Annotated in this window: 23 protein-coding genes and 1 pseudogene; 14 read left to right on the top strand and 10 right to left on the bottom strand. The window is 69.4% G+C overall.

Translation table 11 applies throughout. From position 1 onward, the window contains the following. Nucleotides 1-66: 66 nt before the first annotated feature. The 3 genes from BTZ20_RS29340 to BTZ20_RS25310 are packed head-to-tail and all read left to right on the top strand — an operon-like array spanning nt 67 to nt 2134. Nucleotides 67-621, top strand: a complete 555-nt coding sequence (locus tag BTZ20_RS29340; RefSeq protein ID WP_262982521.1) for an MFS transporter — start codon at nt 67-69, stop codon at nt 619-621. Then, nucleotides 618-1550 (top strand): MFS transporter, encoded by a 933-nt coding sequence (locus tag BTZ20_RS29335; protein ID WP_262982520.1) that lies wholly within the window; start codon nt 618-620, stop codon nt 1548-1550. The genes BTZ20_RS29340 and BTZ20_RS29335 overlap by 4 nt, the downstream gene beginning before the upstream one ends. 2 nt (nt 1551-1552) lie before the next feature. Next, nucleotides 1553-2134 (top strand): NADPH-dependent FMN reductase, encoded by a 582-nt coding sequence (locus BTZ20_RS25310; RefSeq protein WP_077043249.1) that lies wholly within the window; start codon nt 1553-1555, stop codon nt 2132-2134. Between the two features lie 70 nt (nt 2135-2204). Here BTZ20_RS25310 and BTZ20_RS25305 read toward each other — a convergent pair. The 5 genes and pseudogenes from BTZ20_RS25305 to BTZ20_RS25285 form a co-directional block, all read right to left on the bottom strand. Beyond that, nucleotides 2205-2920 (bottom strand): annotated as a pseudogene (locus BTZ20_RS25305) (ESX secretion-associated protein EspG). A 107-nt stretch (nt 2921-3027) separates the two neighbouring features. Continuing rightward, entirely contained in the window at nt 3028-4254 is a 1227-nt protein-coding gene (locus BTZ20_RS25300) for a PPE domain-containing protein (RefSeq protein ID WP_077043248.1), read from the bottom strand. Nucleotides 4255-4286: 32 nt separating this feature from the next. Continuing rightward, nucleotides 4287-4595, bottom strand: a complete 309-nt coding sequence (locus tag BTZ20_RS25295; RefSeq protein WP_077043247.1) for a PE family protein — start codon at nt 4593-4595, stop codon at nt 4287-4289. 131 nt (nt 4596-4726) lie between these two features. Beyond that, nucleotides 4727-5077: a metallopeptidase family protein gene (locus tag BTZ20_RS25290; RefSeq protein ID WP_077043246.1), complete on the bottom strand. Its 351-nt coding sequence runs from the start codon at nt 5075-5077 to the stop codon at nt 4727-4729. A gap of 1 nt (nt 5078) precedes the next feature. Further along, the gene (locus tag BTZ20_RS25285; RefSeq protein WP_077043999.1) at nt 5079-6071 is read right to left on the bottom strand and encodes a septum formation family protein; all 993 of its coding nucleotides are present in this window, start codon (nt 6069-6071) and stop codon (nt 5079-5081) included. A 221-nt stretch (nt 6072-6292) separates the two neighbouring features. Between BTZ20_RS25285 and serS the strand changes: the two genes are divergently transcribed. Together serS and BTZ20_RS25275 are read left to right on the top strand one after the other, a co-directional pair. Beyond that, on the top strand, nt 6293-7549 hold the full coding sequence (gene serS / locus BTZ20_RS25280) for a serine--tRNA ligase (RefSeq protein ID WP_027501942.1): 1257 nt from the start codon (nt 6293-6295) through the stop codon (nt 7547-7549). A 21-nt stretch (nt 7550-7570) separates the two neighbouring features. After that, the gene (locus BTZ20_RS25275) at nt 7571-7963 is read left to right on the top strand and encodes an ankyrin repeat domain-containing protein (RefSeq protein ID WP_077043245.1); all 393 of its coding nucleotides are present in this window, start codon (nt 7571-7573) and stop codon (nt 7961-7963) included. 22 nt (nt 7964-7985) lie between these two features. Here BTZ20_RS25275 and BTZ20_RS25270 read toward each other — a convergent pair whose 3' ends face one another. Then, nucleotides 7986-8633, bottom strand: a complete 648-nt coding sequence (locus BTZ20_RS25270) for a TetR/AcrR family transcriptional regulator (RefSeq protein WP_223263520.1) — start codon at nt 8631-8633, stop codon at nt 7986-7988. 50 nt (nt 8634-8683) lie between these two features. On the opposite strand from BTZ20_RS25270, the gene BTZ20_RS25265 reads away from it, so the two are divergent. Continuing rightward, nucleotides 8684-10471 carry an AMP-dependent synthetase/ligase gene (locus BTZ20_RS25265; RefSeq protein ID WP_077043243.1) on the top strand — a complete coding sequence of 596 codons (1788 nt, stop codon included), beginning with the start codon at nt 8684-8686 and terminating at the stop codon, nt 10469-10471. A 3-nt stretch (nt 10472-10474) separates the two neighbouring features. Here the strand turns inward: BTZ20_RS25265 and BTZ20_RS25260 are convergent, their stop codons facing one another. Further along, nucleotides 10475-10924 (bottom strand): winged helix-turn-helix transcriptional regulator, encoded by a 450-nt coding sequence (locus BTZ20_RS25260; protein WP_077043242.1) that lies wholly within the window; start codon nt 10922-10924, stop codon nt 10475-10477. Nucleotides 10925-11030: 106 nt separating this feature from the next. Between BTZ20_RS25260 and BTZ20_RS28740 the strand changes: the two genes are divergently transcribed. Both BTZ20_RS28740 and BTZ20_RS25255 read left to right on the top strand, forming a co-directional pair. After that, nucleotides 11031-11372, top strand: coding sequence for a hypothetical protein (locus BTZ20_RS28740; RefSeq protein WP_223263518.1), 342 nt, complete (start codon nt 11031-11033; stop codon nt 11370-11372). Then, entirely contained in the window at nt 11297-12481 is a 1185-nt protein-coding gene (locus tag BTZ20_RS25255) for an MFS transporter (RefSeq protein ID WP_262982519.1), read from the top strand. The genes BTZ20_RS28740 and BTZ20_RS25255 overlap by 76 nt, the downstream gene beginning before the upstream one ends. Before the next feature lie 84 nt (nt 12482-12565). Here the strand turns inward: BTZ20_RS25255 and BTZ20_RS25250 are convergent, their stop codons facing one another. Further along, nucleotides 12566-12862, bottom strand: coding sequence for a hypothetical protein (locus BTZ20_RS25250; RefSeq protein ID WP_077043241.1), 297 nt, complete (start codon nt 12860-12862; stop codon nt 12566-12568). 490 nt (nt 12863-13352) lie between these two features. Here BTZ20_RS25250 and BTZ20_RS25245 point away from each other — a divergent pair, with 490 nt between their 5' ends. After that, on the top strand, nt 13353-14396 hold the full coding sequence (locus tag BTZ20_RS25245) for an alpha/beta hydrolase family protein (RefSeq protein ID WP_083742850.1): 1044 nt from the start codon (nt 13353-13355) through the stop codon (nt 14394-14396). A 32-nt stretch (nt 14397-14428) separates the two neighbouring features. On the opposite strand, the gene BTZ20_RS25240 is transcribed toward BTZ20_RS25245, so the two are convergent. Continuing rightward, nucleotides 14429-15964: an MBL fold metallo-hydrolase gene (locus BTZ20_RS25240; protein ID WP_077043240.1), complete on the bottom strand. Its 1536-nt coding sequence runs from the start codon at nt 15962-15964 to the stop codon at nt 14429-14431. Nucleotides 15965-16215: 251 nt separating this feature from the next. On the opposite strand from BTZ20_RS25240, the gene BTZ20_RS28735 reads away from it, so the two are divergent. The 4 genes from BTZ20_RS28735 (at nt 16216) to BTZ20_RS25225 (ending at nt 18990) form a co-directional block, all read left to right on the top strand. After that, nucleotides 16216-16761, top strand: a complete 546-nt coding sequence (locus BTZ20_RS28735; protein WP_223263517.1) for an LCP family protein — start codon at nt 16216-16218, stop codon at nt 16759-16761. Further along, a complete protein-coding gene (locus tag BTZ20_RS28730; protein WP_223263516.1) occupies nt 16716-17411 on the top strand; it encodes an LCP family protein in 696 nt (231 codons plus the stop codon). The genes BTZ20_RS28735 and BTZ20_RS28730 overlap by 46 nt, the downstream gene beginning before the upstream one ends. A 191-nt stretch (nt 17412-17602) precedes the next feature. Then, nucleotides 17603-18346 carry a lysophospholipid acyltransferase family protein gene (locus BTZ20_RS25230; protein ID WP_077043239.1) on the top strand — a complete coding sequence of 248 codons (744 nt, stop codon included), beginning with the start codon at nt 17603-17605 and terminating at the stop codon, nt 18344-18346. 65 nt (nt 18347-18411) lie between these two features. Beyond that, on the top strand, nt 18412-18990 hold the full coding sequence (locus BTZ20_RS25225) for a vancomycin high temperature exclusion protein (RefSeq protein WP_083743005.1): 579 nt from the start codon (nt 18412-18414) through the stop codon (nt 18988-18990). Nucleotides 18991-19073: 83 nt separating this feature from the next. Here the strand turns inward: BTZ20_RS25225 and BTZ20_RS25220 are convergent, their stop codons facing one another. After that, nucleotides 19074-19991 carry a hypothetical protein gene (locus tag BTZ20_RS25220; RefSeq protein ID WP_077043238.1) on the bottom strand — a complete coding sequence of 306 codons (918 nt, stop codon included), beginning with the start codon at nt 19989-19991 and terminating at the stop codon, nt 19074-19076. A 259-nt stretch (nt 19992-20250) separates the two neighbouring features. Here BTZ20_RS25220 and BTZ20_RS25215 point away from each other — a divergent pair, with 259 nt between their 5' ends. Continuing rightward, the gene (locus tag BTZ20_RS25215; protein WP_077043996.1) at nt 20251-21081 is read left to right on the top strand and encodes a Cof-type HAD-IIB family hydrolase; all 831 of its coding nucleotides are present in this window, start codon (nt 20251-20253) and stop codon (nt 21079-21081) included. Nucleotides 21082-21117: the final 36 nt, after the last annotated feature.

Here is a 21117-nt window from a genome sequence, read left to right as displayed (position 1 = left end):
CCCTGATTCTAGCAAACTTACAACGACCGTTTTACAGAGTGCAACGATCGTTGTACCTTTGCCGCTATGACCATGACACGCGAAGCTCCCCGGGACGTCCTCGAGCCCGCCGGCGGACGGATCACGCTCTCCGTCGTTCTGCTGGGCGCCGTGATCGGGCCGATGCTGATGTCGGGGACGACCGTCGCACTCCCAGAGATCGGCGACGACCTGAACGCCTCCGGCGGCCCGCTGCAGTGGGTCGTCACGGGCTACTTCCTCTCGGCCGCGTGCTTCATGCTCATTGCGGGGTCGCTGGCCGACCTGCTCGGCAGGCGCCGGGTCCTGCGTGTCGGCGCACTCGTCTACGTCGCCGGGACCGCCTCGGTGGCCGCCGCGCCGAACATCTGGATCGTCGACGTGGCGCGGACCGTCTCCGGCGTCGGTGCCGCCGGGATCATGGCGGCCGGCGGCGCGCTGCTCGCCGCCACCTTCGACGGGCCTGCCAGGACGCGGGCCTTCGCCGCCGTCGGCACGGCGGCGGGCGTCGGGCTGGCCGTCGGTCCGACCATTGCGGGCCTGCTCATCGGCGGACTGGGCTGGCGGGCAACATTTCCGTCTTCGCGATCCTCGGATCGGTGATACTCATCGGCACCGCCTTCGCAACCGAGTCCCGGTCGGACGCGGACGTACGCATCGATTGGCGCGGCGCGGTCACGTTCATCGCCGGCCTCGGGCTCCTCATGCTGGCGATCACGCAGTTGCCCGGCGCGGCCTCCCTCAGCCCCCTGCTGCTGGCCCAGTTCGCGGCGGGCGTGGCGCTGCTGATCGCATTCGTCATGATCGAGAAGCGAGCTGCGCACCCCCTGCTCGATCTCGACCTGTTGCGGGACAGGCAATTTGCCGCATGGTGCCTGGCCTGTGCCAGCCTCGCTCTCGGCTCGACGGCCGTGCTCGTCACCCTGCCGACCTACCTTCAGGGGGTGAACGGCATCTCGCCGGGCCGCGCCGGCGCGGTGATGCTGATGCTCACGGTCCCGATCATCGCGGTCCCCTCGCTCGGTGCCCGGTTGGTCAACGGCGGGGCGCCGCCGCGACTGGTGATCACCGCGGCGTTGGCCGCGATGGCCCTCGGCAACGCCTGGCTGCTGGTGCTGCACCCAGGGATCTCCGCCGCGGGGCTCCTCGGACCCCTCGTCACCATCGGCGCAGGCGCGGGACTGGCCATCGGCATCATCGACGCGAGGGCCATGGCGCTCGTGTCACCAGATCGGGTCGGCATGGCCTCGGGCCTGCTCAACACGGTGCGAGGCGGTTCCAATGCCGTCCTCCTCGCGCTGGTCGGCGCCGCGATGGTCACGCTTCTCCGGGTGTCACTCGGTGACGATGCTCTGGCACAACAGGTTTCATCCGGAAACCTGCGCGGTCCGGATCCCGCCCTGCTCGCCGACTCACTGACCACCGTCTGGCGATTCACCCTCGTCGGCATCGCTGCGCTCTGCGCGGCATCCGCCGCGACCGTCGCCGTACTGCTCCGCCCGGCCCCGTCCCATCCGACCAAGGAGAACTGATCATGATCCGACCCCTTCGCCTCGTCGTCATCACCGGCAGCACCCGCGACGGCCGCTTCGGCCCCACGGTGACGAGCTGGTTCACCGGTCTCGCGTCGTCGGTCTCGGAGATGGACCTCGACGTCGTCGACCTCGCGGACATCGAATTGCCTGTGGCGCACCCGGCCTGGGGCGCTCAGCCCAGTGCGTCGGTCGCGGGCCTGGGGGCGCGGCTCGACGCTGCCGACGCCTTCGTCATCGTCACCCCCGAGTACAACCACAGCTTTCCCGCGGTGTTGAAGAACGCCATCGACCTGTTCCGTGCGGAATGGCGGGCCAAGCCGGTCGGATTCGTGTCGTACGGCGGCCAGGGCGGCGGCTTGCGAGCCGTCGAGCAGCTGCGACTCGTCTTCGCGGAACTGCACGCAACGAGCGTGCGCGACAGCGTCAGCTTCCATGGCGCTGCGTCGGTGTTCGACGGTGGCAGGCCGGTCGACCCGGCGATCAGTCACTCGGCGGGCGTGAACATGCTCGAGCAGCTCGCATGGTGGGGATCCGCCCTGCGCTCGGCACGCGAGGCCCGGCCCTACGCCGAGGCGGCTTGACGCTTGCGCCCCGCCGAATCGGCGGGGCGCAAGCGGGTTCTGGGGCGGGGCCGGCATTCGCCGGTACCCGTCAGCTGACGGCGCCGACCAGAACGTCGATCGCCTGACGGAAGCGCGCATCGCTGCCCGCGCTCAGCGTGGACCAGGCCACTCCGTCGGCCGAGACGCTCGAGGTACCGACGATCCGGCCCCTGTCGGTGTCGAACACGGTCACGGGACCGCCGATCGGTTCGATCTTGCCGTCGCCGTGCCGGATGGCGACGATCTCGGCGCGCTCCCGGCAGCAGGCAAGCGCGGCGGAGACCGCCACGACATCCTGATCGGCCACCCCGAGCGCGGCGAGCCGTCGCGCGGTGGACCTGGCGTCGGCGCAGTCCGCCAACGCGGCGACCAGTTGCTCGGTCGGCGCATTGACCACTCCGAGGTCGACCGGCGCCTGCCGTCCGATCGCGTCGAGCATCAGCTCCCCGGGGGATGCTCCGCGCGCTGCAGCACATACGAGTCCGGCCCGCGGAGGGCGAGCACCGATCCGGTCGGTCCGTGCGCGAGGCAGAGCCGGGAGATCTCCTCGGCAGGAGCGGAGCCTGCGGAGCGACCATCCGAAGGCACATACCACCGCAGCGCCACCTCCCAGTACGGACGGGCCAGCACCTGCAGCCATTCGGCGACGTCCGGGTGCACCGCGCCCGCCTCGAGGAGCCCGCGCTCGGCGAGGGACACCCGGGCGGTGTCGAACGCGGCGTCCCTTGCGGCCACCGAGTCGAACCGTGCCGTCGCGTTCAACACCACCGGCAGCTCGTCGATGCCGAGGACGTTCACCAGCAGGTCCAGCTCGTCGAGGCCGAGCGTCACCGACTCCAACCGGGACGGCGCGGAAAGGGTGCCCGAGTCGATCACCGCTCGTACTCCTGGGGATCCGCGCCCAGGACCGCGGGGATGACGACGCGGCCGTCGCTGAAGTGCTCGAAGTTCTTCAGATAGGCGGGGGTGTGGTGTTCCTCGTCGTCCTGGCCGCCGCCCGCCGCGCCGCCCATCATCGGGGCGCCGAGCTGGCCACCGCGCGGACCGGCCGCCATAGCCGCCTCCGCGCGTGTGGTTCCGGAGGCGAAGACCTCCGAGGCGCCCGGTACGCCCGTGACCCCGCCGCCGATGCCGCCACCGGTGCCGCGGCCCCAACCCTCGGGCAGCGTGGCGCGCCCCGCGCCACCGCCGCCGAAGCCGCCCCGGCCCATGCCGCCGGCCGAGGTCATGGTGCGGGTGGCGCCCGAACCCGAGCCCGAACGGCCGCCCGCACCGGCACCCGCCGTCGGACTCGCGGCGAAGCCGCCGAACGACTGGCCGGGGCCACCGCCGGTGATCGCGGACACCGCGGCGGGAGCGAGTGAGGTCGCGGTCGAGGTGACGGTGCTGAACCCGGCGCCTGCGATCGAACCGGCCTGCGATGCGGCGCTGACCACGGCCGGGTTCTGCGCCTGCGCCATCACCGCGGCCATCGCTGCGCCCGCCGGGTTGGTCCGCCAGTCGACGTCGTCCTTGTTCGTGGGCACCGCCTCCTGCGTGCCCGCGCCCGGGGCCTGCGCCCCGGTCGCCAACTGCGGCGGCGGGGTGAAGCTCTGCGGCACCGAGACCGCGGTCGACGCGGCCTCGTAGCTCTCCATGACCAGCGCCGCCCGCAGATCCATCGCCCGGTCGGCGGCCTCCGCGGCGGCGCCCGCACCGGCCAGCGAGCCCCCGACGGTGTGCGCCACCACCTTCGCGGTCTTGACGGCCGCGATCTCGGGCAGGCTCGGCATGGTGATCCGGGCCACCGAGTGCGTGCTGGCCGCGGCGGCGGCCTTGGCAGCCGTCGTCGTCGCCATCGCCGTGGATTCCTCGGTCCAGGCGGTGAACGGGACGAGCTTGGCGAGGGCGGCGTCGGAGGCGAGCCCCTCCCAGCCCACCCGCAGCTCACCCATCACCTTGGTCATGGTCGCGGACGCGTCCATCAGGCCTGCCGAGATGTTCGTCCAGGCGACGCCCGCCGCGGACAGCTGCACCGGCCCGACTCCCGCGTTGAGGGCGCTCGAGTTCCAGGTGGCCCCGCGAGGCATCCAGACGACGCCGGTGAATCCCATGGTCATATCGGTGTCTCCTCAGATCCGGTGTCGGACGCTCACATGCCCGCGGCGAGCGAGGCGCCGAGGGAATGGTCCTGGTTCTCGTACTCGGCGGCGTGCTTGCGCAGGGTTTCGGCGGCGACCCGCAGCTCGGCGACGCCGGTGGCGGCGGACGGCAGGAAGCTGTCGGCGACCGAGTTGAACGAGTTGGCGACCATGACAGAGACCTCTTCGGTCCCCGCGGGCGCCAGGTGCAGCGCAGGCGCGTTGACCCGGACCGTGGCCTCCAGGCGCGCCGCCAGGGCATCGAGCTGCGTCGCGGCGGAGATCAGGGCTTCGGGAGCGACATACACATGGCCTGACATGGTCGCGGCCTCCTTGAGGGCTCGGCGGAGCGGGGCCTGCGAGGCGATCCGCAGACACCGAGATTGGTCGTCAAGAGGTTGGACGCGGCGCGCGCCCGACCGGTTCCCACCAATTTCGCCGACCGCGCCCGCTACCCCCAGCCGAGCTGGTGCAGGCGCTCTTCCTCGATGCCGAAATAGTGCGCGACCTCATGGATCACCGTGATCGCGACCTCCTCGATCACCTGTTCCTCGGAATCGCAGACGTCGAGGAGGGCTTCGCGGTAGATGGTGATGGTGTCCGGCAGCGAACCGCCGTAGTGGCTGTCGCGTTCGGTCAGCGCGATGCCGTGATAGAGCCCGAGCAGTCCGGGTTCCTCGGGATCGCGGTCCTCCACCAGCACCACGACGTTGTCGATCGCGCGGGCGAGTTCGGCGGGGATGAGGTCCAGCGCCTCGGAGACCAGCTCCTCGAAGCGGGCCTCGGTCATCTGCACGGTCACGTCAATTGCCCGCGCCCGGCAGCGGAACGGGCAGCGAACGGCCCTCGGGAACCGGCGGCGGCGGAATCGGCGGGGCACCGTTGATCAGGATGTCGCCCTTGGCCGAGTTGACGATCGAGGCGAACCCGCCGGTGTCGAGTTCCTTGCCGACCGAGCAGGTGACCTTCCGGCTGCCCGCCAGCCAGCTGGTCAGGTCGATGTTGTCCCAGAACAGGGTGAGGGTCTTGTTCCGCAGCGCGTCCGGCGAGCCGAGGAACTCGTTCGACGCCTGCGTACACGTCTCCTCCAGGTACTTGTCCTGGTCCGGGATGTCCGGGAAGCCACCGGTGAACTTGGCGCCGAGGTCGACAACCGAGATCACCTCGAAGGCGTGCGGGTCCGTGCAGGGAACCGGGTCGGTGGGGACGTTCTGGTTGATGCCGATGCAGGTGCCTGCGTCCCATGTCTTCGACTGGTCCTGCCCGGCGACCGTCCCGTAGATCGGTTGCGGGTTGCCTGTCGTGCCCGAGTACTGCAGACCGCAGCGCAGCGTGCGTTCCCCGGCCGCCCAGCCGGCGACCCCCGGGTTGATCAGGCCGACGCTGAACTTGCCGTTCGGATCGAACTTGGCGCCGAGGTACTCGTTCACCGCCGGGGTGCAGTGCTCGTCGCGGAGCTGGGAGAACCGGAGCACGCCCGGGAACTTCGAGCCTGGGCCGAACTCGGTGCCGGGGAAGTTGCTCAGGTCCACCTCGGAGGCGACCTCGAACAGGTGCTCCGACGAGCAGTCCACCTTCTCCAGGTCGCTGGCGTCGTCCTCGGTCCAGCTCAGGCAGTCGCCCGCGTGGGCGGTGCCGAACGCGCTGCCCGACACAGCGCCGGTCGACATCGGGCCGCCGGTGTTGGCGTGCGTGCTGAGGTCGTTCTCGCTCTTGAAGCCGCCGGAGAAGACCGCGGTCGCGATGGCGGCGATGACCGCGCCGAGCGCGATCGCGACGAGGGCGCGCCGGGTCATGGTCGCGGACAGATGGTGTCCGGGTTTGTCGGCCGACGGGGTGCCCGATTCGTGGGTCGCCTCGGCGTCGAGGCGCGCGTCGTCGCCCCGCCCGGAGGCGTCGCGTTCGTTGGCGTGTTCGTCCGACATCTCGTCCATCATGCCCGTTGGTCCCGCCGATGCCGAACCTTCCCCTGCACGCGTTGAGGGCCGTGCTCGCGTACCAAGTAAGGTTTGTGGTCGTGATTGACCTCAAGTTCCTGCGCGAGAATCCCGACGTCGTCCGCGAGTCACAGCGCACAAGGGGCGAGGACCCGGCCCTGGTCGACGCGCTGCTGGCGGCCGACGAGGCCCGCCGCGCCGCGGTGCTGGCCGGCGACAACCTCCGGGCGGAGCAGAAGGCGCTCGGCAAGAAGGTCGGTCAGGCGTCCGCGGAGGAACGGCCCGCGCTGCTCGCCGGCTCGAAGGAACTGGCGCAGAAGGTCAAGGACGCCGAGGCCGCGCAGCACGAGGCGGACGCCGCCCTCGATGCCGCGGCCCGCGCCATCTCGAACATCGTGCAGGAGGGTGCACCGGCGGGCGGCGAGGACGACTTCATCACCCTCGACACCGTCGGCGAGATCCCGTCCTTCGACTTCGAGCCGAAGGATCACCTCGAGCTCAGCGAGTCGCTCGGCCTGATCGACATGGAGCGCGGCGCCAAGGTGTCCGGCGCGCGCTTCTACTTCATGACCGGCTACGGCGCGATGTTGCAGCTCGGCCTGCTGCAGCTGGCCGCGCAGAAGGCGACCGCGAACGGCTTCACGCTGATGATCCCGCCGGTGCTGGTGCGGCCGGAGATCATGCAGGGCACCGGGTTCCTCGGCCAGCACTCCGAGGAGGTGTACCACCTGGAGCAGGACGACCTGTACCTCGTCGGCACCTCCGAGGTCCCGCTCGCCGGATACCACTCCAGCGAGATCATCGACCTGAGCGAGGGCCCGAAGCGGTACGCCGGCTGGTCCTCCTGCTTCCGGCGTGAGGCGGGTAGCCACGGCAAGGACACCCGCGGCATCATTCGCGTGCACCAGTTCGACAAGGTGGAGATGTTCACCTACTGCAAGCCGGAGGATGCCGACGCCGAGCATCAGCGGCTGCTCGCATGGGAGCGGGAGATGCTCGCGGCCATCGAGGTGCCGTACCGGGTGATCGACGTCGCAGGCGGCGACCTCGGTTCGTCCGCGGCGCGAAAGTTCGACTGCGAGGCATGGGTTCCGACCCAGCAGGCCTACCGCGAGCTGTCGTCGACCTCGAACTGCACGACCTTCCAGGCCCGCAGGCTCGGCACCCGCTACCGGGACGAGAACGGCAAGCCGCAGACCGCCGCGACCCTCAACGGCACGCTGGCGACCACACGCTGGATCGTGGCGATCCTGGAGAACCATCAGCAAGCCGACGGCAGCGTCACCGTGCCCGTCGCGCTGCAGCCTTTCGTGGGGACCGACGTCCTGCGGCCGTAGTTCCCGGTAACTTCGGTCGACATGACGGACGATCCGATCGACCCCCGGCTCCAGGAGATCGCGGAGCGCGTCTTCGGCGCGGCAAGGGAGGGCGACGCCGCGACCATCGCCGCCTACGTCGACGCGGGTGTCCCGGTGAACCTCACCAACGGCGCAGGCGACACCTTGGTGATGCTCGCCGCGTACCACGGGCACGTCGAGGTGGTGCAGCTGCTGATCGACAGGGGCGCGGACGTCGATCGCCTCAACGACCGCGGTCAGTCGCCGGTCGCGGGCGCCATCTTCAAGGGCGAGGAGGCCGTGGTGCGTGCGCTCGCCGCCGCCGGGGCCGATCCGAATGCCGGCCATCCGACCGCGGTGGACTCGGCGAAGATGTTCGGCCGGGAGGACTATCTGCTGCTGTGGGGCTCGTAGTCGGTCAGCCGAGTCGGCGGGCTCAGCCGTGCTCGCCGCGGACCGACTGCCAGATCCGTTCGGGCAGTACCTTCGCCGCCTCGTCCAGGTCGATGCCCGGCGCCGCCGACAGCCAGCGCCTGCTGGTCTCCGCGACCGGTCCGATCACCAGCATCTCGATCAGGGCGGGGGACAGCGCGACCACCCGGCCCGCCTCGACGTGCGGGGTCATCCAGTCGGACATCGCCTGCATGCGGGGCGTCTTCTCGACCGCGAGCTCCTCGGCGTGCGCGGGCAGGAAGCCCGAGTACGCCGAGGCGTGGATGAAGTGTGCCTGGGCGCGGTGCCGCCCCACCCAGCGCAGGTAGGCCGCGGCCATCGCCTTGACCCCCGTCCGCGCGGTGCGGCAGCGCACCAATTCGGCGATCAGCGAGTCCAGCAGATCGGACATGCACCGGCTGTACAGCGCCGCGGACAAGCCGTCGAAGCTGCCGAAGTGGTGGTAGAGGCTGCCGACGCTGACGCCGCTCTCCGTGGTCACCGCGGTCATGGTGAACCCGGAGGGCCCGGACCGAGCGAACACAGTCAGCGCCCCGTCGAGGAGCCGCTGCCTGGTCTCGGTGCCCCGATGCTGCGTGCCGATGTCCACCTCCATGGCCCACGGGCAGGCCATTGACAGGCCGCCGCGCATTGACAATGCTTTCTAGAAAAGCTCTCTAATTTTAGCGGAGGGATCTGCGCATGCGCGAGTTCGAGGTTCCAGCGACGTTCACCATCCCGGCGGATGTGTCGATGGCGGACACGGTGTTCCGGTACGCGCAGGACTCGCCGGATTTCGTCCCTTTCCAGCTGCCGTCCGGGTCGGGCTGGTCCGACGTCACCGCCGCCCGGTTCGCCGAGAGCGTCACCGCGGTGGCGAAGGGCCTGGTCGCCTCCGGGGTCGCGCCGGGGGACCGCGTCGCGATCATGTCGGCGACCAGGTACGAGTGGGTGCTGCTCGACTACGCCATCTGGACCGCGGGCGCCTGCACGGTGGCGATCTACGAGACTTCGGCTGCGGCACAGGCGAAGTGGATCCTCGAGGACTCGGGGACCACGCTGCTGATCGTCGAGGCGCAGCGGCACGCCGACACGGTCCGAGAGGTGGCGGCCACCGCGCCCGCGCTGCGCGAGACGCTGCAGATCGACGAGGGCGCTGTCGATGAGCTGATCCGCCGCGGCGCGGGGGTGGACGACGCGGAGCTGCGCGCCCGGCGTACCGCGGTGGGGGCGAGCTCGCCGGCCACGCTCATCTACACCTCCGGCACCACCGGTCGCCCGAAGGGCGTGCAGCTGACCCACGCGAACCTGTACGCCGAGTCGGTGGCCGTGCGCACCGCGCTGAGCGAGGCCCTCGTCGAGGGCAAGCGGACCCTGATGTTCCTGCCGTTGGCGCACGTATTCGCGCGCGCCATCTCGGTGGGTGCGTTCGACGCCAAGGTCACCGTCGCGCACACTTCGGACTGGACGACGCTCGTCGACCAGTTCGCCGCGTTCAAACCGAATTTCATCCTGTCCGTGCCGCGGGTGTTCGAGAAGGTCTACAACGCGTCCCGGCAGAAGGCCGTCGACGGCGGCAAGGCCAAGATCTTCGACAAGGCGGCGGTGACCGCGATCGAGTGGAGTCGGGTCAGGGACGAGGGTGGCCCTGGGCTGGGGCTTCGGCTGCGGCACGCGCTGTTCGACCGGCTGGTCTACGGGAAGCTGCGGGCGGCGCTCGGCGGCGAGTGCGACCTGGCCGTCTCCGGTGGTGGCCCGCTCGGCGCCAGGCTCGGGCACTTCTTCCGCGGTGTCGGGTTGCCGATCTACGAGGGGTACGGCCTCACCGAGACCACCGCCGCGGTCACCGTGAACACCTCGTCACGCCAGCGGGTCGGCAGCGTGGGTCGCCCGCTCGACGGACACGGAGCGCGGATCGCAGACGACGGCGAGCTGCTGGTGCGCGGGCCGGTGGTGTTCGACGGGTACTGGCACAACGAGGAGGCCACCGCGGACGCCTTCGTCGACGGCTGGTTCCGGACCGGCGATCTCGGGACGATCGACGACGCCGGGTTCGTCACCATCACCGGCCGCAAGAAGGAGATCATCGTGACCGCGGCGGGAAAGAACGTCTCGCCGTCGCAGCCCGAGGACGCGCTGCGGGCACACCCGCTGATCGGTCAGTGCATGGTCGTCGGCGACGCGAAACCCTTTGTCGGGGCGCTTATCACGATCGACCCCGAGGCACTGCCCGGATGGCGGGAGCGCAACGGGGTGGCCGCCGAGGTGCCGCTCGCGGAGCTGATCGGTCACCCGGCTCTCGTCGCGGAGATCGATGCCGCGGTCGCGGAGACCAATGCGCAGGTGTCCTCAGCCGAGCAGATCAAGAAGGTGCGGATCCTGGCCGTCGACTGGACGCAGGAGACCGGCGAGCTGACCCCGAAGATGTCGCTCAAGCGCAACGTGGTCCTCGAGCGGCACGCGATCGACGTCGAGGAGATCTACGCCTGACGGTCAGCGGGCGCCGGTCACGAGGTCGCGCTCGGCGTCCGCGCGGAGGTCGTACTCGGCGCGGGCCTTCGCGACCTCGTCCTGATGCAGTTCGGTCCAGCTGACCAACGCCTGGATCGTCTCGTGCAGCGTCTCGCCGAGCGGGGTGAGCGCGTAGTCGACCCGTGGCGGCACCACGGGGTACACGGTGCGGCGGACCAGCCCGTCGCGTTCGAGTTGCCGCAGCGTGACGGTCAGCATCCGCTGGCTGATGCCGTCGATCTCCCGGCGCAATTCGGTGAAGCGCAGGGTTCGCCGGTCCAGCAGCGCGATCACCAACAGCGACCATTTGTCCGCGATCCGGTCCAGGATCTGCCGGACCTCGCAGTCCTCCCTGGTGTCCCACTGGTAAGGGTCCCGGTCGTCGCCGGTATCGGCGCAGTGAGTCGGTTCCTTCAAAGTGCCTTCTTCCATGGTTCTCAATGGTGCCGAATGATTGGGCCAGTTACAAGAGGGAACTGACCCCACGGCAAGGAACTCGGGGTGATCGGTTCCCGACGGTCGACCGAAGGAGCGTTCAGTGCTGGAATCACCGCAACCACCCCTACTCGAACGAGACCGCGACGGCTTCAGCGGGCGGGAGTGGGCCATGCTCCTCGTGCTGTGCGGCGCGATCTTCCTCGAGGGCGTCGACGTGTCGATGTTCGGCGTGGCGCTGCCCTCGATCCGCGCCGACCTGTCGATGTCCACCACAGAGCTGCAGTGGGTGATCAGCGCCTACGTACTCGGCTACGGCGGATTCATGCTGCTCGGGGCAGGGCGGCCGACCTGCTTGGCCGTCGCCGGATGTTCCTGCTGTGGCTCGCGGTGTTCATCGCGTTCTCCGGTCTCGGGGGACTCGCCTCCGAGGGCTGGGTCCTGATCGCCGCCCGCTTCGTGACCGGGGTGGCCGCCGGCTTCATGGCCCCGGCCGGACTGTCGATCATCACCACGACGATCGCCGAGGGGCGCAAACGCAACCAGGCGCTGCTGGTGTACGCGGGGACGGGCGCGGCCGGGTTCTCGCTTGGCCTCGTGGTCGGCGGCGTGCTCGCCGAGTTCTCTTGGCGCTGGGTCTTTTTCGCCCCGGTGATCCTCGCGACGCTGATCCTGCTCGCAGGCGTCCGGCTGATCCCGGTGCAGGCACGCCCGGCCGCCCGGTCGATGCGGGACTTCGACCTGATCGGTGCGTTCAGCGTCACCGGCGCGATGCTGCTGCTGGTCTACGGCGTGGTCCGGGCGCCCGACGTCCCGCTCGGCGCGACGGTGGCAGCGCTCGCGGGCAGCGCCGCGTTGCTGACCCTGTTCGTCGCAGTCGAGCGTCGGGTGCCCGCGCCGCTGGTACGCCTTGGCATCCTGCGCTCGGGGCCCCTGGTTCGGGCGAACCTGGGCGCGGTCCTGTTCGCAGGCTCGTTCGTCGGATTCCAGTTCATCCTGGTGCTCTACCTTCAGGAGATGCGTGGTTGGTCTGCGTTGGCGACCGGGCTGGCCATGCTCGCGGTGGCGGGCGACGCTGTGCTCGCGCCGACCCTGACGCCGTGGCTGGTGAACCGGTTCGGGAACGTCCGGGTGATCTTCGCGGGGCTGCTGGTGGCCGGGGTGGCGTATGCGGCCTTCCTGTGGATCGGCACCGACACGGCCTATGCCGCGATGCTGCCGGCGCTGGTCCTCATCGGTGTCGCGTTCGCGCTGGTGTACGGGCCGTTGACGATCGCAGGGACGGACGGGATCGCGGAGGACGAGCAGGGCCTGGCAGGCGCGCTGCTCTACACCTCCTGGCAGCTCGGATCCGCGCTCGGTCTGGCGGTGGTGACAGTGGTGCAGGTCACCACGCTCTCCGGTGACTCCTCGGAGGCAGGCCTGCTCGACAGTTACCGTGCCGCGCTGACGGTTCCGGTGCTCGCCATCGCCGCGGCTGCCGTCATCACCGCGTTCGGTCTGCGGGCCCGTGCGCAGGTGCGTTCGGCGGAAAGCGTGCCTGTGGCGGCCTGACCCCGCGCGCCCTCCAGGCGTCCCGCGCGCTGCCCGGCGCGCGGGGCGCTTTCGCGTGCCAGGGGAGATGCGCTGTTCAGCGCCTCACGCCGCGCTCTGGAAGATTCCGGGGGGCTCGCAGACGTCGGGCGGCACCTGGTCCCTCCGTTCCTGGAGGTCCTCGCCACGTTCCATCCGTTCTCGCTCCCGGTCGCGCCACGTGTCGTCGTCCCTGTCCATATCCCCGTCGTCGAAGGGCGAGCTCGCGCTCTCGGGCTGTACCTGACAGGGGACCGGGTCCCGCGCGGCCACGTTCGTTCCCGCCCGATCGTCACCGTAGCCGCCGAAGAGCACGGCGGCGGCGGCAAGGGATCCGAACATCCAGGTGATCGCGAGTTTCACTGCCTCGTCCTTCCTGTCATGGAAGGAGGGTCGACGCGATGTGGGCACAACGTTGCTCCGGCGACGATGCCGAATCGTCGTCGCCCAGCCTTCCTGCAGGCTTCCGTCATGCTCGCGACCTGGCAGTGCCATCGGTCTTCGCGATCGCCCGCTCGCCACCGTGGTGGTGGCCGTGGGCATGGCGCGCCTCGAATAACCGTGTTCAGGTGTAACCAGGTGGCGCCAGGAGATATTCCCGACCCCGGCAGCCGATTCAAGAACTGGGGCAAAGGAAACGGTCCAGCGCGGGAATGATCTTGCCTGTTACGGTCGGTGCGGCAGAGTCGGTGTCGACGGCTGCGGATGCGCGTACGCCTGTGGGGGCAAGATGATCAGTCGGATTGCAATGGGGACCGCGTGTGCATGCGCGTTGGTGCTGGGGAATGCCGCGGCCGCAGGAGCGTCGCCGGTAGGCGTGACCGTCCTTCCGCCTCCATCCGGTCAATCTCCGGTGGGTACCACGGTGATGCATCTCGTCGACGAGTCGCGGCAGGATCCGTTTCAGCCCGACCGTCGACGTGAGTTGATGGTGTCGGTGTTCTACCCGGCAGCCGATACCGAGAAGCACCCGCGCGCGCACTACGTGTCCACCGACGTTGTTCCGGGACTGGAGAAGCGGTTCGATGTCGAGTTGCCGGGGTTGTCGACCAATTCCCACACAGACGCACCGGCACTGCCCGACGGCGTACACCCCGTGCTCCTCTATTCGCCGGGCGGGGGAGTTTCGCGCCTGCTCGGGACCGGCCTGGCCGAGGACCTGGCCAGTCGGGGCTACGTGGTCGTGACCATCGACCACACCTACGAGGCCCCCGCCGTGGAATTCCCCGGAGGGAGGGTCGTCCAGGCATCCCCGGTCGAGGTGGGCATCGGGAAGGACATCCGGCAGAAGTTCATGACCGCGAGGCTGCTCGACACGCGATTCGTCCTCGACTCACTCGCCCAGTTGGCCAGCGGCACAAACCCCGACGCCGACCACCGCGAACCGCCGGTCGGCCTTGATCGCGCGCTCGATCTGGATCAGGTCGGGATGGTCGGCCACTCGTCAGGCGGGTACACCGCGGTCGAGGCGATGCACGGCGACCGCCGCATCGATGCCGCCGTCGATCTCGACGGTCAGATCGGTGTCGACGAGCAGTTCGGACGCGCCGCCACCGAGGGTGTGGACCGTCCGGTGCTGGTCATGACGAGTCAGCAGATCGAAGAGGTCGGGGACGCCAAGCCGTCGCTGGATGCGTTCTGGCAGCACGCCACGGGCTGGAAGCGTCAAGTGACGGTGCGGGATTCAGCGCACTACGACTTCACCGACATGTCCGTGCTTGTGCCCGCGGCGGTACAGCCTGCCGCCGCACGCTACATCGGGCCCATTGCGCCCGCGCGCTCCACCACACTCGTCCGCACGTATGTCGCGGCCATGTTCGACAAGTTCCTGCGCAACCGGTCGGGCACTGTGCTCGATCGACCGCCAACGGATACCGAGATCGCGGTCCTGCGCTGATACGCCGCGCAGGACCGTGTTCCGGTGCGGTGCTACAGCTTCGACGACCGCAGCTCGTGACCCTTCGACGTCTTGCAGCGTCCGGTCTCGAGGTCCCACTGCCAGCCGTGCAGGTTGCAGGTGAGATTGGTGCCCTCGACGACGCCGAACTTGGACAGGTCCGCCTTGAGGTGCGGGCAACGCCGCTGGATCTCGTAGCCGCCGACCTCGATCGACGCGGAGTCGTCGTGTGCCTCGGAGAACCAGCCGTCGGCGTACGCGATCCGCTCGTCGGTCAGGCACTTGAAGAAGGTGTAGAGGAACTCGTTGTAGCCACCGACCCGCCACGCCTGGAACCGGGTGGACAGGAAGATGGTGTTCACCCAGTCGGGCTCGTCGTCGCGCAGGACCGTGCGTACCAGCTCGGGGGCGATGCGGAAGCCGTACCGGTATTTGCCCTCGCCCTCGATCGGCTCGCGCACGGTGCGGTTCGGGAAGTCGAGGACGACCGTCTCCTCGCCCATCACCAGGCCGACCGGGTAGCCGATGCCGTCGCAGATCAGGTCGGACTGCGCCATGATCGGCTCGAACTTCGCCTTCAGCGGCCCGAGCAGCGGCTCGCCCTCGGCGGGCGCCCATGACGCCTTCTCCGCGGCGAGAACCGGCGCCATCCGCTGCGCCATGTCCTCGATGTAGGCGGCCTTGTCGCTGAAGATCTTGTCGACCTCGGCATCCGGGATCGGGTGCGTCAGGGTCAGTTCGGCGCCGTGGACTTCCACCGTCGAGCCGGGGATCATCAGCACGCCGCCGTCGTTGCCGTGGATGCGCATCTGCTCCAGGAAGACGATCTGATCCGGGAAGATGTTGCCCTCGTCGCCGCGATCGTCGTTGAGGTAGCGCAGCTCCTCGTCCAGGAACACCGGGGGACCGGCCGATGGCACCACCCAGGTGGCCCCGACCTGCTCGATGTAGCTGCGGCAGCGGTCCATGCCGCGCTGGCGCTTCTGCTTGCCGAAGTTCGACTTGGTCCGCGAGGGGATGTCGTAGACCATCGGGTACCAGATCGCGCCCGAGTACTGCAGCAGGTGAATGTCGATCTTGCCGAACTGCTCGTGCAGCACGTCCATGTCGACCGGCCGCGCGTCGTTCATGTTGAAGCAGGTGGTCTCGCCGTCGGAGATGACAAGGCCGGAGTCGCCGATCGGGCCGTCCGCTGGGGCGCGCAGCGCGATGATCATGACATCGAGGTCGCCCACCCTGTGCTTGACCGAGTCCTCGGTCTCGAAGAACTTGGTGAAGCCCAGCTTCTCCAGCTCACGCTTGAGGTCCGGCACCGGGTAGTCGGGCAGCAGCACCGTCGCGTCCTTGTTGACGTGCTTGGTGAGCGTCTCCGGGTCGAAGTGGTCCTTGTGCAGGTGCGATACGTAGAGGTAGTCGCAGTTGCCGAGGGCATCCCAGTCCAGCCCGGTGTTGTCCGGGAACGGGAACCACGATGCGAAGTACGCGGGGTTCACCCAGGGGTCGCACAGGATCGATCCGGCCTTGGTCTGGATGTGGAATCCGGCGTGTCCGACGCTGGTGACCTGCACTGGTAGTCCTCCTGGGGGGTTTACGACGCCTCCAGGGTAGGCGGCCGAGAGGCCGCCCGGCACCTCGCGTGGCGTCGGCCACTCCAAGAAGGGACCAAGGTCCTTGCTTCTGCGAGCGCGCCCGGCCCGTCCGTACGGTGGATGCGGTGAATGCCCGGAACAGTCCTCGCCCCCCGGTCCGTCACCAGCATGCGGCGGAGCGACGATCGGGGCGACACCGTTCACAGCGGCGCCGGCGACGGGGTGGGCGGGTGCGGCTGCTGTCGGCTTCGTTGTCCGCGATGGTGCTCGGCGGTGTCGGCCTCGGCTGGGCGGCACAGTCGCACCTGACCTCGGGGCTGCAGTTCTCGGACGCGCTCGATGCGCTCGCGGGGGCAGGCCCGAAGTCCCGGCACGGCGACGCGAACATCCTGTTGATCGGGTTGGACAGCCGCAAGGCGATGGACGGCAGCGACCTGCCCGCACAGTTCGTCACCGACGAACTGCACGCGGGGGACAGTGGCGTCGGCGGGTACAACACGAACACCCTGATCCTGCTTCACGTCCCCGGCGACGGGAGTCGGGCGACGGCCGCCGCGATCCCGCGCGATGACTACGTGAGCGTCCCGGGTACGGGATGCGCAAGATCAAGGAGGCCTACGGTCTCGCCAAGGCCGACGAGGACAGCCGGCTCGCAGAGGCCGGTGTCGACGACTCAGGGGAACGGGAACGGCAGTCGCGCGATGCGGGTCGTCGCTCGACGCTCGCGACGGTGCAGAACCTGCTGCAGGTGCCCATCGACCACTTCGCCGAGGTGAACATGCTCGGCTTCTACCACCTGGCGCAGGCGGTCGGTCCCGTCAAGGTCTGCCTGAACAACGCCGTGCAGGACGACTTCTCCGGGGCCGACTTCAAGGCCGGTCCGCAGTCGCTCGACCCGGCGCAGGCGCTGGCGTTCGTGCGCCAGCGGCACGGTCTCGACAACGGGGACCTGGACCGCACGCACCGCCAGCAGGCGTTCATCGCCGGGGTGATCGCCAATCTCAAGAGCAGCGGCGTCATCGGCAATATCGGCAAGATGCAGTCGCTGGTCGACATCGTCAAGAAGGACGTCGTCATCGATTCCGGGATGGACCCGGTGTCCTTCGCCTCCCAGGCCGACAATCTGACCTCCGGCAACCTGGACTTCTTCACGCTGCCGATCGAGGAATACGCCACGATCGACGGGCAGTCCGTGAACCGGGTCGACCCGGACCGGCTGCGGGCGGAGATCGCGGCGTTGTTCGGCAGCGGCCGGTCCGCGGTCGTCCAGGGCGGCAGGCAGGCGCCGAGTCTCCCGGACCGCGACGAGCCCGCGCGGGGCGCGGCGCCGGACCAGGGCCTGCGCGCCTTCGCGGGCGACGTGCCCTCCTCGGGGCCGCAGGGCGGGGCCGTGCGGGCGGACGACGGCATCCCCTGCGTCGACTGACCCGACCCGGGTGTGTCGACTGACCCGACCCGGGTGTGTCGACTGACCCGACCCGGGTGTGTCGACTGACCCGACCCGGGTGTGTCGACTGACCCGACCCGGGTGTGTCGACTGACCCGACCCGGGTGTGTTGAGTCCTGCCCGCTCGTCGTGGTGGGCCGGATCACGGCGGTCGGGCTACGCTGGCCGACGTGGAACCCGTCTACAGAACGATCATCGGCATCGCCCGCGTGGTGTTCGCCGCCGAGGGATTGAAGTTCACCGTCAAGGGTGACGAGCACATCCCGGCCACGGGTGGGGCGGTCATCGCCGTCAACCACACGGGGTACATGGACTTCACCTACGCCGGTTTGCCCGTGCGCACCGTGAAGCGCTACATCCGGTTCATGGCGAAGAAGGAGGTCTTCGACAACAAGATCTCCGGGCCGATCATGCGCGCGCTCAAGCACATCCCGGTCGACCGCGCCGCGGGCGCCGAGTCCTACCGGGCGGCCGTCGACGACCTGCGCGGCGGGGAACTGGTTGGCGTGTACCCGGAGGCGACGATCAGCCGCAGCTTCGAGCTCAAGGAGTTCAAGTCCGGCGCCGCGCGGATGGCCATCGAGGCCGGGGTGCCGATCATCCCGGTGGTGATCTGGGGCGCTCAGCGGGTCTGGACCAAGGGTCATCCGAAGCGGTTGGGGCGCACCAACACTCCGATCTCCATCGCCGTCGGCGAGCCGATCCAGCCGTTCGAGCCGGCAGGCGAGCTCACCGCGAAACTGCACGCGACGATGGAGTCGATGCTGCACGAGCTGCAGCGGGACTACGAGCACCCGGCCGGCGCCTACTGGGTTCCCGCGCGCCTCGGTGGCGGAGCCCCCACGCTCGAGGAGGCCAACCGGATGGATGCCGAAGAGGCCGAGGCGAAGGCGGCACGTCGGGCACAGCAGTGAGGCGCAGGCTGCTGCGCATCGCGGGAGCGGTCATCGCCGTGCCGGTGGTCGCGCTGCTTGGCTCGATGGCCTGGGTGGCCGTCGCATCGGCCGGGCACGTGTACGACCCGGAGGATGCCCCGGAGGCCCCGGTGGTGATCGTGCTCGGCGCCAAGGTCTCCGGCGGCAAGCCGATGTCCTTCCTCGCCGGTCGCCTGGACGTCGGCGCGCAGATGGTGCGCGAGGGCAAGGCCAGCGCGGTGCTGGTCTCCGGCGACGCGAACGGCACGTCCGGCAATGAGATCGCCGCGATGACCGACTATCTGGTGGCCAAGGGCATCGATCGGTCGTTGATCGTCGGCGACGACTACGGCCTGGACACCTACGACACCTGTGCGCGTGCCGCCACGACCTTCGGCGTGCGCAAGGCGCTGATCGTCAGCCAGGGCAATCATGTCGCCCGGGCGGTGGCGCTGTGCCGCGACGCAGGCATCGATGCCGACGGCGTCAAGGGCGACTGCGACTGCCGCTTCATCACCGTGGCCAGGAACACCGTCCGTGAGTGGCTGGCCAGCCCGAAGGCCGTCGCGGACATGCTCAGCAGCAGGGACCCGAAGGTCGTCTCGGCTCCCGACGACTCGCTCGAGCGGGCGTTGTCCGGCTGACGGCGCGCTCGGCCCCAGACGACAAGAGGCCGGCTCCCCGTTGGGGGAGCCGGCCTCCGTTGTCAGGTCAGGACCCTGTCAGGTCAGGATCCGAAGATGGACCCGACCGAACCGAGGTCGACGGATCCGGTTCCTGTGCCCGGATCCGGGTCGGGGCCCGGGTCGACCGGTCCGCCCGCGCCGACCTGGATGGTCGCGAGTGCCCTGCCGCCCGCGTTCACCGGCGCGTCGTTGGCGGGCCGGGTGCCGTCCTTCGGGGTGCAGAAGGTCGGAGCGTTCTGGTTCGAGCCGAGCGCGAACGCCCGGGCCAGGAAGGTGTCGTAGTTCTTCTCGCTGTTGTAGTTCGCGGCCTCGCCCGCGACCCGCACCTTGGGAGTGACGACGCCCTCGGCGACGGCCTTGACCGTGACCTCGACGGCGGGCAGCTGGAACTTGGTGGAACCGTCGGCGGTGGGGTTGCCGTCCATGTCGGTCTTCGTCTTCGCCACCGCGATGCCGCCCGGGGTGTTCAGGCTGGACTTCGGGCCGTTGCCGACGGTCTCGTTGTCGCCGGACAGCCGCAGGATGGTGCCTGCCGCGTCGGGCTCGCCCGCGTCGTTGACGCGGATGACCGAGGGTGCGACGCCGGTCAGGCCCTTGCCGGTGCCCGCAACGACCGTTGCCCCGACGAACTCGGTGTTCTCCGGGAGCTCCCAGTCGATCTTGAGCCGCTGGATGTCGGTGGTGGTGGCGATGGACTCCTTGTCCGGCAGGGAGCTCACCGTCGGTTGCAGGCGGTAGGTGAACTGTTCGCCGACCTTCACGGAGCCAGGGGCATCGATCGTCATGCCCAGCGGCTGCGACATGTGCTGGGTGAGGATCGCCCTCGCCTGGCAGGCACCCTGGAACTCGATCGAGGTGGGCGCGGCGGATGCGGGCGACGCCATCAGCAGGCTGCCCGCGGCCACCGCCGCGGCGGCGACCACGGGGACCGCACCCCGGCGAACGTGCGTGAAGGACATGCATTGCTCCTTACTGACTTCGGAAACAGTTAGTTGTACAGAAGTAAAGAGATTCTGTGACCTGGACCATAGAGGAGAACTCGTTCGCATAGGCATCGAATCGTTGAAACTGCGATCAGCCCAGCGTGGCGAGGGGTCGCGGCGTTGAGGATCCCGCCATGGGTGAAACGCGTTGCACCTGCTCGACGTCGTCTCGTCGCCGCGACCGCCGCGGTCCGCTGCGTCGGGGACGTCGAGTGGTTCCGGCATGATGGGTTCGATGCAGGACAACCGACACACCAAGCCCCTGCTGATCGCCAGCGACGTCGACGGCACCCTGATCGACGACGACGAGAAGGTCAGCGCCCGGACCAGGGCCGCCGTCCAGGCAGCGGTAGCCGACGGGACGCCCTTCGTGCTGTCCACCGGGCGCCCGCCGCGGTGGATCGCGCCGGTGGTCGACGAGCTCGGGTTCGCGCCGCTGGCCGTCTGCGCGAACGGTGCGGTGGTCTACGACAGCAACGCCGACCGGGTGCTCAGCGCCGTGACGCTGTCCACCGATGAGCTGGGCTGGCTGGCAGATCTGGCGATGAGCGCCCTGCCCGGCTGCGGCCTCGCCGCGGAGAGGGTCGGGGCCAGCGCCCACGACGCCGCCACCCCGCAGTTCGTCAGCTCGCCGGGCTACGAGCATGCCTGGTTGAACCCGGACAACACCGAGATGTCAGGGGACGAGGTGCTGGCTCACCCCGCCGTCAAGCTGCTGATCCGGTTGCCCGGCACCAGCAGCGCCGCGATGGCAGCCGCCCTCGCCCCGCTGATCGGCGCCAGCGCGGACCTGACGTATTCGACCGACAAAGGTCTGATCGAGGTCTCCGCCCCCGGGATCACCAAGGCGTCCGGGCTCACGGTGGTCGCCGAGCAGCTGGGCATCCCGGTGTCCGGCATAGTCGCGTTCGGTGACATGCCCAACGACGTGCCCATGCTCACCCTGGCCAGGCACGGGGTCGCCATGGAGAACGCACACCTCGACGCGATCACCGCTGCGGACGAGGTCACCACGTCGAATTCGGCGGACGGCGTGGCGCGGGTCCTCGAGCGCTGGTGGGGCTAGCTGTAAGCACCCCATTCCTTGCTTCCCGCCGCCTCC

The sequence above is a fragment of the Rhodococcus sp. MTM3W5.2 genome (assembly GCF_001984015.1).
Taxonomy (GTDB): domain Bacteria; phylum Actinomycetota; class Actinomycetes; order Mycobacteriales; family Mycobacteriaceae; genus Rhodococcus_G; species Rhodococcus_G oryzae.
Note: the sequence above shows the minus strand (reverse complement) of the source record. Positions and strands in the feature narration are given on the sequence as shown.